Origin of the sequence: Nostoc sp., from assembly GCF_036916975.1 — a bacterium.
GTDB lineage: Bacteria > Cyanobacteriota > Cyanobacteriia > Cyanobacteriales > Nostocaceae > Nostoc.
On record NZ_JBALFF010000010.1, the window covers coordinates 54,082 to 69,687 of the forward strand.

Below are 15,606 nucleotides of genomic sequence, written 5' to 3' on the forward strand. Positions count from 1 at the left end.
GAGACGCGCTCCCCCTGGGAGACCTTTGGCAATGGTGTAGTTCTTGTTACTGCTATGTCCATGCTTCTGCATCAGTTCTAGAATGGTGGTCTAGGAGCTTGGATATAGATCCCACTAAACTTAGGCACGATCCTGATTTGCTCGAAAACGCCCTTAAATAACTTTACTAAGGTTAGCATAACTGATGTTAGCTCTACTTAGATTCACACTGCTCAAGTCAATTCCAAAGAGGTTAGCACGACTAAGCTCAACTCCTGAAAAGTCTCTTTCACCTGCGGCATAGCGTTTGAGTAATTCATCTCGGTTCATAAGAGCGATCGCTACATTTCTTTAATAATACAAATATACTATTGATTAAAGGGGATAAAGAGCGATCGCTTTATTGCTGAGTCATAAATGCTATGATTAGCACCAACGATTTTATGACTCAACTTTCAATACCTGTAATTTGTTCCATTCCTAGCGGCACAGCCTTATAGTCTATTCGCAACGAAAATTAGGCATTTTTTTACTTGGAGTACTCTAATTACCACCCTACTCTGTAAGTACTCAATTAATAAGCCCACCATAACTACAATTTGTTATGGAAATATTTTTTGGATAATACGTACTTCTAGCAAGCGTGGGTAAAATAAATTTTAATGTGTAATATTTTCTAAAATTTTAGCCCACAATTTTCTGTGTTCATCCTTTACATCTAAATCAGTCTCTATTTGTTCAGTATAATTTTTTAAAAACTGGTTTGGATCTGAAAGTAGACGCAGATAATACCGTAGACTTTGGTTCAAACCATTAATAATTATTTGACAACCTGTATTTTGACGTACTTTTTCTACTATTTGCATTACCTCATCTGTCTGCTCCTTATTAATGTATGGTTCAGATGTAGATAGAATGTAATATCTATCTACAGTGTATCCAGCAAATTTTTTAGGCAGTATGCTTACCATGTTAGTTGTGATTGGTCGTTCTGATTTTACCTCAACTCCCTCAAAAGGAGTTTCATCTAATCGGTCTATTTGGACATCACCAATCCAACTATCCTTGTCATTTGCAGTATGCCTATTAGGTGGATTTCTCAGTGTTTTATCTTGATAACGTGCAAGTTCAGTAACTAGACATTTATAGACTGCTTGGATAGCGAGTACAGGAAGACGAGCACGCCCATTTCCTGTAGCATTTTGATGATGCTCAATGACAGCATCAAAAATTTGTTGTATTGTCAGCCCTTGTGGTTGAGGATATTCATAAACAACCTTTTGCTTCATCCTTAAGTCCAATACCATAAGCAACACAATACAAGGAAATGGATCTACTCCATCTACTTGAACCGCATGTAATATACCTAGAAATGCCTCTCGATTACCCTTACCACGAGGTTTCGCTAAATAGTCTAGAGTATAGGGGTAAGGTCTTTCAAAATTCCTGCCACTTTCTGCACCACTTGCAGCACAAGCTGTCAAACCATGAAGCTGCAAAAAAGGAGTCACATGGATTTGATCGGTTGAACGATTGGAATAACCCCCTGGAAGTTCTGTTTGGCTATAACGAATATCCTGATTGGGATATACTACTTTTTCAACTAAGCTCGTTATCAATATACTATACAAATATTTATTTTGGTTGAAATTACTTATGATAGTTTCTATTGCTTCAACAATAGTTTTATTAAGGGGAATTTCATTACCGTCTTGTTTTGTTTTCAACGGATGATTGAGAGAGTAATTTTGCTGTTTGTAAGTTTCTATTGACTCATCTATATTGATAGAATTAACCATTCTTTGGGCTTGATTGAATGCTTGAGATAGAATATTTGTATAATTACTTTTCTTCGTCATAAAACCTGCTCGACTGTCTTGAACTTTACTTTTCCACTTTACTGAAATCTGTTTATTTATGTTGATAGTAAATGGATAGCAACAACGAAAGTATCCTGGTGGGATTGTTTGATTGGTTTCATGAACTCTAACATCAAAACGTAATTCTCTCAATTCCTGAACAACTTTAGCTAAATCAAAGCTTTTGTCTGAAGGGTAGATATTTTTTAGTAATTCTTCTGAAAGTACTTTTTTTGTAGATTCAAATTTGCTGAATTCTTTAATAAATTGCATGAGAAAAGAAGATGTTTTATTAAAAATATCTAAATTAAGTGTAAAAGTTGGATGAGGCTCTGTAAAATGTCCATAAACATCCATCATAGTTTTGTATCCTGAACTCCGACTCAAACAATCTTCAATTGCATCCCAAGCTATCGGTATATCTTTATCTGAGCCTGATAGTAGTGTACAGATAATCTTTCTAAGACCATCACCTATTAGATGATCAAATGTAATTTGATATTGTAATAAAGGCGTATTTATAAAACTTCCATTTTGATAATGTGAGACATAAATTGAACATATTTCTTCAGCACGTTCAAAGGAAAATTTATAGATATTTCCAGTTTGGGGAAGAGTAAGCTGTGTTATCTGAATTCTAGATTTTGGAGATAGATAGTTGAACAAAATAGTATCATTATATTTAATTAGATTGCCTAAAAATTCTTTTTTACTTACTAAAAAATATTCCGAATCTTCCAACAAGTTTAATTGGAGATATTCAGTATTCTTCAAGCGCTTCACTCTTGTGGATTTTGCTCGGTGAGCCTTACGAGCATCAAAAGATAGTTGATCTTCTTCATCAAGTAGATCCATGCATAAATCACTTGCAAATAATTGTTGTAAAACAGCCATTGCTAGTTTTTCTGCAAAATTAGGTGGAACAGAGTTACCTATTTGCTTAAGAATTGTGTTTAAACTACCAGCAAATTCATAATCGTCTGGAAAGGTTTGTAAACGCTTAAATTCCTGTAAAGTAAACTTGCGGTTTTTCCAGTGAAAAGGGCCTGAATATGCACCAAGTTGTGCTACGATTGTCCTCACCGGTTTATGTGGATCAGCCTTATATAGAAAATCAGAGAATCTTGATCGCCAAGCAAAGATGGGGTTTGTATATCCCATTTCTTTGGTAAAGTAGTGATAATTCATACCAGGAGGCACTTCCGTTAAAAGTTTTCCATATTTACCTGAATAGTGGTGTTCCGGTTCAGAGGGATCTTGTAGATCAACTATTGCTTCTAAGGCACTAATATGAGAATGATTATTTGGTGAGTCTGAACCATATATTGGTCTAGGAAACTTGAATTTCCCATGTTGAATACCAACCAAAATTAAGCGTTCCCTGTGTTGGGGAACTCCGTAATCTGCACAATCAAGAACACGATAGTAAAGTTTATATCCAAGATTTTCAAAGGCATTGGTTATAACTTGCCAATCTTTTCCCTTATTAGCACCTAAGATTCCCCTAACATTTTCAAACAGAAATCCCTTCGGTTTGTAATACTTAAGTAGGCGACAATAATGCTCAAATAAACTTCCTCTTTCATCTTGAATTCCATCTATACCTCCTGCACGTCTTCCAATAGCTGAGAAACTTTGGCAGGGTGGGCCACCAATGATAAAATCAACTCGTTCAAGAGAAATTTCACTCGGTTGTAAATCTCGAATATCACGGTGTAAAACCTGGCAGTTAGATTTTGAATATCGACCTAAATTCAATTCTAAAGTCTTACAAAATATTTCTTCTTTTTCAACACAAGCTGCTATTTTAAACCCAGCTTTTTCAAACCCAATATCAAGTCCGCCGGCTCCAGAAAAAAGAGATAGTATTATTGGCTGATACATTTTATTGAGCAAAATATTTGTTCACAACAAACTGTTATTAATCAAGATATACCAAATTTAGATAGATTAAGCCAGATGGTTTTTTCAAAATTCCACGAATAATTATTAATTATTAATCATGAATAGTTAATGTTTCATAATATAATTCATCTGTGGCATAGCGTTTGAGTAATTCATCTTGGTTCATAAGAGCAATAATTTGGTTAAGCTTCGCTAACGCTAAATTTATTTCATAATACTAATATACTATTATGTCAGGAAGATGAGGAGCGATCGCCTTATTACTGAGTTACCCGGGATATATGCGAATTACACCTGGTGGATCATTTACTGCTGTGTCTTTAAAACTATCAGAATTGTAGTAAATAGCGTCAGTTAAATTTGCTTCACAGTTATTTATTTCATTGGTATCGGGAACATATAAAACAGTACGCTTAAGATAAACTTTTTTCAAGTAATGCTTAAATGCGACTACAAACCAACTATCAATATTTGCTTTTTCCCAGTGCAGAAGCTCGTGAAGCCTATGATAAAGGGGAAGTACGTAGTGGAACTGTTGCTGGTTTAATGGCGGAGTTAGATGATTGATGCAACTGCTATGGAGTGCAAGATTTATTCGAGATATTAAGCGTTTAGCCTTTCCTCATCCCGATTCTGGGGAATTAGTAATTTCTTTCTTGACTTTAGGTTCTCATGATGATGTTTACTCAAGTAGGCACTGAACTTGGAAAATTTGGATATTGGAATTATTGATGTTATTACAGAATAAAAGGGGCTGTAATTATGAATACCCAAACAACAACCCAACGACCAATTCCCCCGCACTTTAACCCCAATAAGGTAGGAGAAGTCTGGCGCGTACCTTACCAGCAAAGTGCCGCCGAAGCTGAATCTTGGGCAAAACAACATGATATCAAAGCTGCTTCTTTAGATACAAACCGGATTTGCTTATTATTAATTGATGTCCAAAATACCTTCTGTATTCCAGGATTTGAATTATTTGTAGGTGGAAAATCTGGGAATGCGGCGGTGGATGATAACGTCAGATTGTGTGAGTTTATATATCAGAATTTGGGAGTAATTACAAAAATTGTACCCACCCTGGATACGCATACAGCAACACAAATCTTCCACCCGATCTTTTGGGTGAACGCCGCCGGAGAACATCCTACTCCAGCAGCGACTAACATTACCCCGACAGACATCGAACAAGGTATCTGGAAAGTTAACCCAGCAGTTGCTGACACTGTTACTAATGGGGATTATGAATTATTAGAAAAACATACTTACCATTACGTTAAGCAACTAAGTCAAGACGGTAAATATCCCCTGACAGTTTGGCCTTATCATTCTATGTTGGGTGGTATTGGTCATGCTTTAGTTTCATCAGTAGAAGAAGCGATATTTTTCCACGGGATTGCTCGTCAGTGTCAGACACAATTTGAAATTAAAGGTGAAAATCCCTTAACAGAAAACTATTCGATTTTGCGTCCAGAGGTGTTAGAAGATTTTGAGCAACATCCACTTGGTCAAAAAAACACGCGCCTGATTAAGCAACTTTTAGAATATGATGCTGTTATTATTGGTGGTCAAGCTAAAAGTCACTGCGTCGCCTGGACAATTGACGATTTATTAACAGAAATTAAACAGGTAGATGCCACCCTTGCTCAAAAAATCTATCTCTTAGAAGATTGCACTTCCCCCGTTGTCGTTCCAGATATTGTGGACTATACAGAACAGGCAGATGCAGCATTTGCAAGATTTGCAGAGGCAGGGATGCACATTGTAAAATCTAGCGAAAATATAGCATCCTTTATTTAACGCAAAGGTTTCGCAGAGGAACACAGAGATTTCCTTTGCGTTCCTTTGCGCTTCCCTTTGCGTCCCTCTGCGTTTCAAAACAAACCTCATTTCTTCAAATAACCCTTAGGATCTTCCGCTACCCAACCCAGAGATGAGCTAGCTCGCACTTCAAAATGGAGGTGCGGTTGACTCGAACTTGGTTTTCCACTAGTGCCTACTGTTCCTAGTAAGTCTCCTTTTTTTACTTGTTGACCAACAGAAACCTTGATACTGTCAAGCTGGGCATAACGGCTTTGGAGTCCGCCACTGTGGTTAATAATGACCAACTTGCCATAAGAACCTTGATCATTAGCAAAGGCTACGGTTCCAGGCGCGATCGCTAGCACATCTGTACCAACTGGTGCCAATAAATCAACACCACTATGGAAGAAAACTTCACCTGTACCAGGATTAATTTGCCAGCCGTAAGCTAACCCCACATTTGCCACTTCCCCCAAAGGATATCCAGACAAGGATGCACGGTTTGGCGTACCTGCATCAGTAGGTAAAGGAGACTTAGTTACAACACCATTGGGTGACCAATTTACCCCCGGAACAAACACAATTCTGGGGTTTTGTTGGCAGCCATTCACCTCAAAAAGGCTATCAGCACGGACTTTGTATTGTACCGCCACTTGTCGCCAAGTTTCACCACGAGGCACTTCGACGACAATCCCATTGTAGGGAGGAATTTGAAGGACACTACCAACGGGTGCGATTGCACCGCTGTGCAAAGCTGGATTCATGCCAATAATAGTTGTAGGTAGGAGATTGTAACGTTGCGCTATGCTCTCTAAAGTTTCGCCACGAACAACTTTATGGCGTTGGAAGCGAGATAGGGCTGGAGTTGGGCAACCACCCACAGCAGCCTTGGCGCTGTTGATGTTTGGCAGTATGGATACTAAGCTCAAGGCGCTAACTAAGCTACAGAGAATCAGTTGACGAAAGGGTAAAGTCATGTATACAGGTCAAGATCGCATTATTAAATTTTAAATGGGAACAGTGGGGAGTGGGGGCATGAGGGGGATGAGGGGGATGACTAATGCCCAATTCCTCGTAAATTGATCTGTCCACTTGCCGTTAGCTTGACTACACTTAGAAGTTAGCAACTGCATTTCTGTCCTTAAGCAGAATGATTATGAAGTTATCCTTAAAGCAACTGGCGGTTTATATATTTTTACTGGCGTTTGGCTGTGGTGCAGGTTTATTTGGCAGTCGCTATCTCCTGCTCAAAAATTCTTCGTTCCAACAGTTAAGAAATGTAACAATGGCTTCGCCTCCAGAATCTGTAGCGCCAAATTCCTCTAACGGAGCAATTGGAGCTACTGGGGGCGATAATGTGAATTTTATTGCGATGGCAGTGCAAAAAGTTGGCCCGGCTGTGGTGCGAATTAATGCCACTCGCAAAGTCGCTAATCCTATTTCTGACGCTTTGAAAAATCCCCTCTTGCGGCGATTCTTTGGGGAGGATGAGCAACCAATTCCTGAAGAACGCATTGAGCGCGGTACAGGATCGGGATTTATTTTGAGCGAAGATGGAGAATTACTCACCAACGCTCATGTGGTAGCTGATACAGATACAGTACAAGTCACCCTCAAAGATGGTCGGAGTCTAGAGGGGAAGGTGGTAGGAGTTGATTCGGTGACAGATGTCGCAGTAGTGAAAATAGAAGCACATCATTTACCGACTGCAAAGCTAGGCAATTCGCAAAACTTGATACCAGGAGAATGGGCGATCGCTATTGGCAATCCTCTGGGTTTAGATAATACTGTCACTATCGGCATCGTCAGCGCTACAGATCGCACCAGCGCTCAAGTTGGTGTGCCAGATAAGCGAGTCAGCTTTATTCAAACTGATGCCGCAATTAACCCTGGTAATTCTGGTGGACCATTGTTAAACGCCCAAGGTGAAGTGATTGGTGTTAACACTGCCATCCGCGCTGATGCTCAAGGACTTGGTTTCGCCATACCCATTGAAACCGCCGCCCGCATCGCTAATGAACTTTTTACTAAAGGGCGTGCGGAACATCCCTTCTTGGGTATTGAAATGGCAGACCTTTCTCCTATCAAAAAACAGCAGATTAATCAAGAAAAACAGATCAACATTCAGCAGGAAGCTGGGATTGTGATTAAAGAAGTTACAGAGGATTCCCCAGCCAAGCGTGGAGGACTGCTTTCTGGAGACGTGATTCAAAAAGTTAACGGTAAACCAGTCAAAACCTCAGCCCAAGTTCAGAAGCTCGTAGAGTCCAGCACAGTTGGGGACATAATAGCTATCGAAGTCAACCGTAACGGTAAAATTCAAACCTTCAAAGTACAATCAGGAGCTTATCCAGAAAGAAAGTAGTCAAAATAATTCGTAATTGATCATGACGCGAGCGGACTCGCTAACGTAATTCGTAATTACAAGACGCTCTCTAAGAGAGGCTAAAAGCGTAGCAAGATCCCCAAAAGGTTACGCGGACTCGTTTTGTGCGTCGCTATCAGTGGAAGCTTGAACTCTCCCCAAATGTCTTGTTAACCACTGAAGTAAAAATTCAGTGGGGGCTGCTGTAACCTTTTTAATTACGAATTACGAATTACGAATTACGAATTATTTGGTCAATAGTTCCAGAATATTTGACTATTGACTATTGACCATTAGACAAATGCTCTAACTGCATTCTTTGTTCCATCTGGCGCAGAAAATACCCTGTCATCATGGCCGACGCTAGAAGCCCAGCTAAGTTCTCCCGATCTGTTGTGATTTGCACGTTGAAATTTTCTGGCGGGAGCATTCCCACAAGCCCTTGAACATTTTGCGAGATGATTTGTTTAATTTCGGGGCTAGCGGACTGAGCAATCCTCGCTAAAACATCAGGAGACTGATGCTGTAGATATTTGAGTAACTGATTGGGGTATTGCTCAGAGTGGTCTGAAAGAAGTTGATTAGGGTGTTCCTCAGAGTTGTCATTTAAAAAGTCAGGATTAAACACCATTGGCAGTTTTATTTAGCTTAATTGCTAACTCTACTTTAAACCATAGTACAAGGGTAGCGCATTCACCACAGGTATAAGTCAAGAGGAAGGGAGTGGGCAATGGGCAATGGGCAATGGTTATTAATTCTTGTCCCTCACTCCCTTACTCCCTCATCCCCCTCATCCCCCCACTCCCTACTCCCCACTCCCGACTCCCTCCAGTTCTAGTTCTAGTTCTAGTTGTTCTTCCTTCTGGCTAGTGGAAAGTATTTGAGGGAGTTGTTCGATTTGGAAATATTGATGAAATTTCGGGGTTACTTGGAGTGAATAGGAGCGAGAATCGCTGTCTCGGCGCTTTCGGATGAAACCAAGTTCGACGAGTTCTGGAACGTGTTGATATACTCCTGAACCGCGCAGGTTAATCAAGTCGCTTTGGAGTATGGGGCTATTGAGGGCGATCGCAGCTAAAGTTCGCAATGCACCTACACCCAATTCTACTGGTATCATCGTTTGCACTAAGTCATGAAAATCTGACCGGAGTTGCAAACTGTAACCATCTGGAGTTTCTACTACCTCTAGGGCGCTATCTCGGTGGGCATAGTTGTCCATTAGTTCAATTATGCCTTCTTTGACACTGGCGCGATCGCAGGCGGCATACTCGGCAATTTCGCCGAGCGACAAGGGTTTACCCTTTAAATACAGAATTGCTTCTATCTTCGTCGCTGTGGCTGTAATCATTTAGTTATTAGTCATTGGTCATTAGTCATTGGTCATTAGCAGATGACAACTAACAATCAACAAGTGTGTGGCATTATATCGTAAATTGTCAAAATATTGTTTGTTTTTCTCAAATTGGGGATTGGGCATTGATTATTAATTCATCCCCCTCATCCCCCCACTCCCTCAAAAGCCTCTAGTTGTGAGAATAAATTCTGCGATCGCTAAATCTTGTGGAGTGGTCACTTTTAAATTTGTCTCTTCTCCCTCGACAATTCGCACTTCAATACCACATTTTTCAAATAAGGCGGCGTCGTCAGTTACTTCCCAACCTTGACGGACACCTTCAGCGTGGCACTGTTTCAACAACTTGACATCAAAACCTTGGGGAGTTTGTGCTGCCCATAATTGCCGTCTATCGGGTGTTTTTTGAATTATGCCTTGTTCATCGACAACTTTGATGGTGTCTTTGACGGGTACAGCAGCAATTAAACCGGGACAGTGGCGAATCGCCTGGGTACAAGAGTTAAATAAATCTGGTGTGACCAGGCATCTAGCCCCATCATGAATTAACACTTGTTCTGCGGCTACTGGTAGCGCCTGCAAGCCATTGTAAACAGATTCTTGGCGGGTGGAACCACCTGTAATCAATTCCACTGGTTTGGTCAGCTTCAGATCGGCGAGAATTGCGTTGAAGTCTGGCCAATCCGTAGGCTGAGAAATAATCCCGATCCAACTGATTGTAGTGGCGGCTTCTGCGGCTAATAGAGTCCAGGCAATAATTGGTTGCGATCGCACCCGTAGCAGGAGTTTATTGCGGTTACTCCCCATTCTTTTTCCGGTTCCCGCAGCTGGAATTAGTAAATACACAGAATTCCTCAATCTTTAAGCTATATATTTTCCCCTAAAATAGGGAGCGAGTAAGCGTCAATAAATATTATGCGAGTAGTAGCCCTTGTACCTGGCGGAATTGGCGACCAAATTCTCTTTTTTCCGACTCTAGATGACCTCAAGCGCAATTACCCTAACGCTCAGATAGATGTCGTTGTTGAACCCCGGTCAAAGGCTGCCTACCAAGTGAGCAAGTCAGTTCACGAGGTACTGTCCTTTGATTTTCAAGACCGTAACAGTCTGGCAGATTGGGGTAACTTAGTGGGGACAATTCGCGATCGCGAATACGATGTTGCCATTGCTGTTAAGCAAAATTGGTTGATGGGTCTTTTAGTCTGGTTGACAGGAATTACCACACGCATTGGTTACCAAGGCAAAGGAGCGGTTTTTCTTACCAACGCTGTGCCATTCAAACCATCCCAGTATGCGGCGGCAGTATATCATGATTTGCTGCAACCATTAAGCATAAAAACCCCTGTCCCAGAATTAGCTGTAAATGTGCCAAAACCAGATATTGACTGGGCAGAAAAGGAACAAAAACGCTTAGGGATACATGAAACAGGCTATATCTTGATTCATGGCGGTTCTGGCCAATTATCCCAGGCTAAAGAACTGGATAAAATTTACCCTGTCGAGAAGTGGCACCAAATTATTCAAAACTTTCAAGATAAGCAACCTGATCTACCTGTGGTAGTCATTAAGGGAGTTGACGATGAGCAGTTTGTGCGATCGCTTCTGGGGTCTTCTCCAGATATCAAGGTGACTGCCCCAGATGATATTGGTAAGTTAACTGCCATAATTGCCGGGGCAAATCTGATGTTATCTACTGACACTGCGGCACTTCAACTGAGTGTTGCAGTCAAAACCTATACCATCGCCCTATTTGGCCCCACCGATCCAGCTAAGTTGTTGCCTAAAAACGATAAATTCCTGGCGATTGAATCCCCCACAGGAAAAACGGCGGATGTTTCACCAAACGCAGTTTTGGAGAAAATTTGGGGTGGCTAAATCAGCAGTTTGCCTCAATTTCTGCAATCAGTCTATTGGATATCCAATATAGTTATGCGTTTGTTGAATAACCGCAAAATCTGGAGGTGACAGCTAGATTTTGCGGTTATAACGGTTCGCATTTGGTCAATTTAAGGCGCAACGGGCGGTTAGAAACCGCGTCTACACAAACAAAACCCACCTCCGTGGGTTTCAAACCCTTAATTTGACCTAGCTTTAAGAACATCGGGTTTGATGTTCTTAGTGATACATTAAAAGTATTGTAAGATTCCCTTTATAAATGGTATTTTTGCGATCGCTCATGTATTTTTATAAATAGCGATCGCATTAATCTTGTTCACAAAAACCAAACTCTTAAATTCGATTTACCTTTCTGCTAAACTCACCTGTCCTCCAATTAGCCCTAGAAATCCAGTTCCAGAGTGCTGAATCTCCAAAAAACTTGCTTGCTCTGGTGAGGTTTTGTAAATTTGAAATGTTTTCATAATTCCCAAAGTTGCAGCACTTTCTAGAGGCCCAACAAAGCTAATATCCCGGTCAAGGAAATAAGTTTGATTAGCCCAATGAATCATCTGATTTGCATTCAAAAAGTAGCAGCCTGCATGGGGATTTAAGGCGCGACAAAAGGTAATTGGTGCATTCATAATTGTACCTTTGAGTTCTGGTTGCTCCTGCACATTTTGAAAGGGAGCAGTTACTCGCAAAGCCAAATCTCCATCAATATAAGCTTTATTAACCAAACCGGAAGCAGAGATTTCATAACGATTTGGCTGGAGCAAATTTAAATTACCCGCTTGTTGGGTAAACCAATTTAATTTTATAAAAAACCAAGGATCATGGATAATTAGATCATCTTCCAAGAAACAGTAATAATCATACTGACCAAGACAACTTTGCAGAACAGCTTGGCACTCAAACCCCAAAAGTAGAGGTTCTACATTAGTAGAATGATGCTTATATAAATGGGATGGCAAGGAAAGCTGATTCAGAAGATGATTATCTTTGGTTGTACAAATAACAATATCTAGTTCGTGCGACTGCGGCTGGTTAGCGGGAAAAGCTATTCGTTGAGCAATGTTAATGATACTTTGAGATTTACCAAATAATTGGTGTAAGCCAGTAAGGCTATTAGTTAACGCCTGTAAGCGGGGTTGTGGGTCTTTGCGTTGGGAAGCATGACGACCCTCACTGCTAGGTTTGAAAAAATGGGCAATGGTAAAAATAATTCGCATTTTAAATATCACTTTTATATTTTTTTGTCATTTGTCATTAGACCATAACTAATAATTAATATACTTTTGAAAAAATTGTTATTTTCAAGCTTTTATTTACACCTTTTCTTGATGCAAAAAATATTTATGCAAAAGGCTAATGACGAATGACCAATAACCAATGACCAATGACTAATGACCAATGACAAATGACTAATAACTTTTACCAAATCCTTTAGTAGAAACTGAGCGCTTTTTCAAACTATCAGAACTTTTACCAGCGAACATCCATTGCAAATGCTGTGGTAAGAGTTTCGCCAAATCATAACGTTTTAGAATTGTCTCTCGCGCATTCGCACGAATTGCTTGCATCTCTTGAGGATGATTCAGCGCCTCTTCAACCCTATTAGCAATATTTTGCGGAGAAAAGAAATCTACCAGCAGTCCATTTACCCCATCCTGTACGACTTCTAATACTGGTGGAGTGTTAGAGGCTACTAGTAAACATCCTGCTGACATTACTTCTAACATTGACCAAGATAAAACAAAAGGACGAGTTAAATAAATATGAGCAGAAGAAGCTTGCAAAACCTGAAGATACTCATTGTAAGGAAGCCTATCTGTAAAATGCAGCCTTGAGAAATCCAAAGATAATTTTTCTAACATTAATTGTTTATAAGTCTGCCCATCGGGTAGATTTTTACCATAAGCCACCCTATCTTCTCCCACAACTACCACATGACAATTAGGCCGTCGCTGCTGAATTAGCGCCACCGTTTCCATAAACTGCGGAAATCCTCTATAAGGTTCCATCCCGCGTCCCACATAAGTTACCAACTCTTCCACATGAGAAAGGTCAAGATTTATTCTTGGTAAAATTAACTTTGCGCCTGGTTTAGGGACAAAATATTTGGTATCAACGCCATCATGAATTACATTTATTTTGCTATGATATTCTTTGGGAAATTGCTGACGCTGCCAATTGGTTGGAGAAAGACCGCGATCGCAGCTATATAAATCAGTTAAAATCGGCGCATTTTTTACGCGGATACGGCATTCATCATCAGCATTGAGTGGTTCACTCGGATCAAAATCTGCATCCGAACCGTGAGCATGGTAAAACCACTCGAAATAACATAATAATTCTGCTTTGGGGAAAATATCTTTTATAAATAAAGTCGGCCCCCAACCAGAATGACCATAAACTATATCTGGAAAGAAACCCTCAGCTTTTAATTTTTCTGACACGCGATAGACAGCCTGCGCGGTGAGAACAGCATTTTCTAGGTTGCGAACGTAATGATGGGTTTGGGGAGCAGCTTCACGAGAAGGAGTATAAATAGCTTTGTAAACGCCAGCTATTTCGCCTTCACGACGATTTGTCCCAAAGACGACTTTGTGGTTATGATCTCTACCTAAAACTGTCGCTAGGTTGCGAAATTGCGAGGGAAAATTAGGATGTAAAAATAAGATTTTCATCGGAATAATCTTGATTAATTTATTGCCAGATAAAATAAATTAAGACAAGCTATTTAAGATTATAAGATTATTTATCACAATTTTTAGCAAGTAAATTTAGGTGAATCGTTGCCGCCAAATGCGAAAATAATCGCAAATTCGTGATATAAGCATGAAATTTATTGGCATTGATTTAGGCTGGAAATCTCAACCAAGCGGACTATGCTGTTTAGAATGGATAGATGGACAACTGCAACTACTCGATCTAGACCGCAAAGAAGCCATTGCAGACATCCTCGCCTGGATCGATAAAAGCGTACAACCAGACGAACCAGCCATCATCGCCGTAGATGCGCCTACCCTCATACCCAACGCCACTGGAAGCCGCCTCGCCGACAAACTCAGTCACAAATACTTTGGCAAATATCATGCAGGATGCTACCCAGCAAACAAAAACCTACCCTTTGCCGATCGCACCATCAACTTTGGCTTAGAATTAGAATCACGCGGCTTTGCACACGCCCCCACCATTGAACCGCAAAAACTCAGCAGATATCAAATAGAAGTCTTTCCCCACCCAGCGATCGTTAACCTATTCAACTTAGAACGGATACTGAAATATAAAAAAGGACGCCTGAGCGATCGCCGCCTAGAATTAATCAAACTCCAAAATTATCTTCTCAATATCCTCCCCTCCCTCTCTCCTTCTCTGCTTTCTCTGCGCCTCTGCGGTTCGTTACCTCTTGAAATCCCCACCACAGGCGCAGCCCTCAAAGCAACCGAAGATAAACTAGATAGCCTGATTTGCGCTTACGTTGGTGCATATTGGTGGTATTGGGGAGAACAACGTAACTTAGTATTAGGCGATGGCATCACTGGCTATATTGTCATCCCCCAAAGAATTTTATCTTAAAATTGTAATATCCTAAGATTTAACTCAAAGAGGTTTTATGCAAGGAGTTAGTTCTAACTTGAGTTTAAAAGAGCTTTATGAAATTGACGATCATCTCTGGTTAGAAGAAACAATCAAACTATTAAAAGCTAATCATTTAGAAGAATTAGATTTAGAAAATTTAATTGAGGAGTTAGAAAATTTGGGTCGGAGAGACAAAGCCAAGGTTGCTAGTTTATTAGAGCAAATTATTAGACATCTTTTATTGCTGCAATATTGGACAGAAGAATCTCAATATAATTCTGGACATTGGAAAGCAGAAATTAGAAGTTTTAGGAATCAATTAAAACGTCATCTGACAACCAATTTATATCAATATTTAGAAAAGGAATTAGCATCAATTTATGATGATGCTTTGGGATATGTAATTGAGAAAACGGAAGGTAAACTAGATAACTTACCTCAATATTGTACTTATACCTTAGAACAGCTACTAGATATTAGTTATCTACCTGAAAAAGTTTAACATAAAAGGCATTGCTAAACTTAAATTAGCAACGCCTAGTATTAGAGGTTGTTTGAAAAGTAGTTGACTGTATCGAAAGCACTTATTGATCCCCCCTAACCCCCCTTAAAAAGCAGGGCTATTTCATTCTGATCTAGTCCGCCTCAGAATGAATTCTGAGTCTAATAGCGAAAGTAGTCTTTAGACGACGAAGACTCATGTTATAGTCCGTTTTAACGGACTTTAGCTATTAGCCCTGAACTTTAGTTCTGGGCTGTTCTTGTTAGGTCTGTATTGCACTCAACCGAGAAGCGCTATATTTTTGAGGCGAGACTGCATCGCCCAATAAAAAACGTTGCTAAACTTAAATTAGCAACGCCTAGTATTGAGTATTTAATAAGTA

Annotated in this window: 14 protein-coding genes; 6 read left to right on the plus strand and 8 right to left on the minus strand. The window is 40.1% G+C overall.

Annotated features, from left to right (window positions below; genetic code table 11):
- Positions 1 to 153: 153 nt before the first annotated feature.
- Positions 154 to 309, minus strand: a complete 156-nt coding sequence (locus V7K73_RS02050) for a pentapeptide repeat-containing protein (RefSeq protein ID WP_334876667.1) — start codon at positions 307 to 309, stop codon at positions 154 to 156.
- A 329-nt stretch (positions 310 to 638) separates the two neighbouring features.
- A complete protein-coding gene (locus tag V7K73_RS02055) occupies positions 639 to 3,722 on the minus strand; it encodes a DNA cytosine methyltransferase (protein WP_334876669.1) in 3,084 nt (1,027 codons plus the stop codon).
- 465 nt (positions 3,723 to 4,187) lie between these two features.
- Here V7K73_RS02055 and V7K73_RS02060 point away from each other — a divergent pair, with 465 nt between their 5' ends.
- Positions 4,188 to 4,310: a hypothetical protein gene (locus tag V7K73_RS02060; RefSeq protein WP_334876671.1), complete on the plus strand. Its 123-nt coding sequence runs from the start codon at positions 4,188 to 4,190 to the stop codon at positions 4,308 to 4,310.
- Between the two features lie 195 nt (positions 4,311 to 4,505).
- Positions 4,506 to 5,543: an isochorismatase gene (locus V7K73_RS02065; RefSeq protein ID WP_334876673.1), complete on the plus strand. Its 1,038-nt coding sequence runs from the start codon at positions 4,506 to 4,508 to the stop codon at positions 5,541 to 5,543.
- An 86-nt stretch (positions 5,544 to 5,629) separates the two neighbouring features.
- On the opposite strand, the gene V7K73_RS02070 is transcribed toward V7K73_RS02065, so the two are convergent.
- Complete coding sequence (locus V7K73_RS02070; protein ID WP_334876675.1) at positions 5,630 to 6,523, minus strand: LysM peptidoglycan-binding domain-containing M23 family metallopeptidase; 894 nt, start codon at positions 6,521 to 6,523, stop codon at positions 5,630 to 5,632.
- A gap of 179 nt (positions 6,524 to 6,702) precedes the next feature.
- On the opposite strand from V7K73_RS02070, the gene V7K73_RS02075 reads away from it, so the two are divergent.
- Complete coding sequence (locus V7K73_RS02075; protein WP_334876677.1) at positions 6,703 to 7,911, plus strand: HhoA/HhoB/HtrA family serine endopeptidase; 1,209 nt, start codon at positions 6,703 to 6,705, stop codon at positions 7,909 to 7,911.
- A 283-nt stretch (positions 7,912 to 8,194) separates the two neighbouring features.
- Here V7K73_RS02075 and V7K73_RS02080 read toward each other — a convergent pair whose 3' ends face one another.
- The 3 genes from V7K73_RS02080 to ispD all read right to left on the minus strand — a co-directional run bounded on the left by V7K73_RS02080 (position 8,195) and on the right by ispD (position 10,108).
- Positions 8,195 to 8,542, minus strand: coding sequence for a DUF760 domain-containing protein (locus tag V7K73_RS02080; protein ID WP_118162998.1), 348 nt, complete (start codon positions 8,540 to 8,542; stop codon positions 8,195 to 8,197).
- Positions 8,543 to 8,716: 174 nt separating this feature from the next.
- Positions 8,717 to 9,259, minus strand: coding sequence for an SMC-Scp complex subunit ScpB (gene scpB / locus V7K73_RS02085; RefSeq protein ID WP_334876679.1), 543 nt, complete (start codon positions 9,257 to 9,259; stop codon positions 8,717 to 8,719).
- Positions 9,260 to 9,424: 165 nt separating this feature from the next.
- Positions 9,425 to 10,108 carry a 2-C-methyl-D-erythritol 4-phosphate cytidylyltransferase gene (ispD, locus tag V7K73_RS02090; RefSeq protein WP_334876681.1) on the minus strand — a complete coding sequence of 228 codons (684 nt, stop codon included), beginning with the start codon at positions 10,106 to 10,108 and terminating at the stop codon, positions 9,425 to 9,427.
- A gap of 69 nt (positions 10,109 to 10,177) precedes the next feature.
- Between ispD and V7K73_RS02095 the strand changes: the two genes are divergently transcribed.
- Positions 10,178 to 11,137 (plus strand): glycosyltransferase family 9 protein, encoded by a 960-nt coding sequence (locus V7K73_RS02095; protein WP_334876683.1) that lies wholly within the window; start codon positions 10,178 to 10,180, stop codon positions 11,135 to 11,137.
- Positions 11,138 to 11,502: 365 nt separating this feature from the next.
- Here the strand turns inward: V7K73_RS02095 and V7K73_RS02100 are convergent, their stop codons facing one another.
- Entirely contained in the window at positions 11,503 to 12,369 is an 867-nt protein-coding gene (locus V7K73_RS02100) for a calcium-binding protein (protein WP_334876685.1), read from the minus strand.
- A gap of 192 nt (positions 12,370 to 12,561) precedes the next feature.
- Positions 12,562 to 13,827 (minus strand): glycosyltransferase family 4 protein, encoded by a 1,266-nt coding sequence (locus V7K73_RS02105; protein WP_334876686.1) that lies wholly within the window; start codon positions 13,825 to 13,827, stop codon positions 12,562 to 12,564.
- Positions 13,828 to 13,978: 151 nt separating this feature from the next.
- On the opposite strand from V7K73_RS02105, the gene V7K73_RS02110 reads away from it, so the two are divergent.
- Both V7K73_RS02110 and V7K73_RS02115 read left to right on the plus strand, forming a co-directional pair.
- Positions 13,979 to 14,719 carry a DUF429 domain-containing protein gene (locus V7K73_RS02110; RefSeq protein WP_334876688.1) on the plus strand — a complete coding sequence of 247 codons (741 nt, stop codon included), beginning with the start codon at positions 13,979 to 13,981 and terminating at the stop codon, positions 14,717 to 14,719.
- A 37-nt stretch (positions 14,720 to 14,756) separates the two neighbouring features.
- The gene (locus V7K73_RS02115) at positions 14,757 to 15,224 is read left to right on the plus strand and encodes a DUF29 domain-containing protein (protein ID WP_334876690.1); all 468 of its coding nucleotides are present in this window, start codon (positions 14,757 to 14,759) and stop codon (positions 15,222 to 15,224) included.
- The last annotated feature ends 382 nt before the right edge of the window (positions 15,225 to 15,606 follow it).

Excerpts from the sequence above, each read along its gene's own strand:
- V7K73_RS02095 (WP_334876683.1), top strand. The coding sequence starts at position 10,178 with ATGCGAGTAGTAGCCCTTGTACCTGGCGGAATTGGCGACCAAATTCTC.
- V7K73_RS02055 (WP_334876669.1), bottom strand. The coding sequence starts at position 3,722 with ATGTATCAGCCAATAATACTATCTCTTTTTTCTGGAGCCGGCGGACTT.
- V7K73_RS02070 (WP_334876675.1), bottom strand. The coding sequence starts at position 6,523 with ATGACTTTACCCTTTCGTCAACTGATTCTCTGTAGCTTAGTTAGCGCC.
- V7K73_RS02110 (WP_334876688.1), top strand. The coding sequence starts at position 13,979 with ATGAAATTTATTGGCATTGATTTAGGCTGGAAATCTCAACCAAGCGGA.
- V7K73_RS02080 (WP_118162998.1), bottom strand. The coding sequence starts at position 8,542 with ATGGTGTTTAATCCTGACTTTTTAAATGACAACTCTGAGGAACACCCT.
- V7K73_RS02065 (WP_334876673.1), top strand. The coding sequence starts at position 4,506 with ATGAATACCCAAACAACAACCCAACGACCAATTCCCCCGCACTTTAAC.
- V7K73_RS02050 (WP_334876667.1), bottom strand. The coding sequence starts at position 309 with ATGAACCGAGATGAATTACTCAAACGCTATGCCGCAGGTGAAAGAGAC.
- V7K73_RS02060 (WP_334876671.1), top strand. The coding sequence starts at position 4,188 with ATGCGACTACAAACCAACTATCAATATTTGCTTTTTCCCAGTGCAGAA.
- scpB (WP_334876679.1), bottom strand. The coding sequence starts at position 9,259 with ATGATTACAGCCACAGCGACGAAGATAGAAGCAATTCTGTATTTAAAG.
- V7K73_RS02075 (WP_334876677.1), top strand. The coding sequence starts at position 6,703 with ATGAAGTTATCCTTAAAGCAACTGGCGGTTTATATATTTTTACTGGCG.
- V7K73_RS02115 (WP_334876690.1), top strand. The coding sequence starts at position 14,757 with ATGCAAGGAGTTAGTTCTAACTTGAGTTTAAAAGAGCTTTATGAAATT.
- V7K73_RS02100 (WP_334876685.1), bottom strand. The coding sequence starts at position 12,369 with ATGCGAATTATTTTTACCATTGCCCATTTTTTCAAACCTAGCAGTGAG.
- V7K73_RS02105 (WP_334876686.1), bottom strand. The coding sequence starts at position 13,827 with ATGAAAATCTTATTTTTACATCCTAATTTTCCCTCGCAATTTCGCAAC.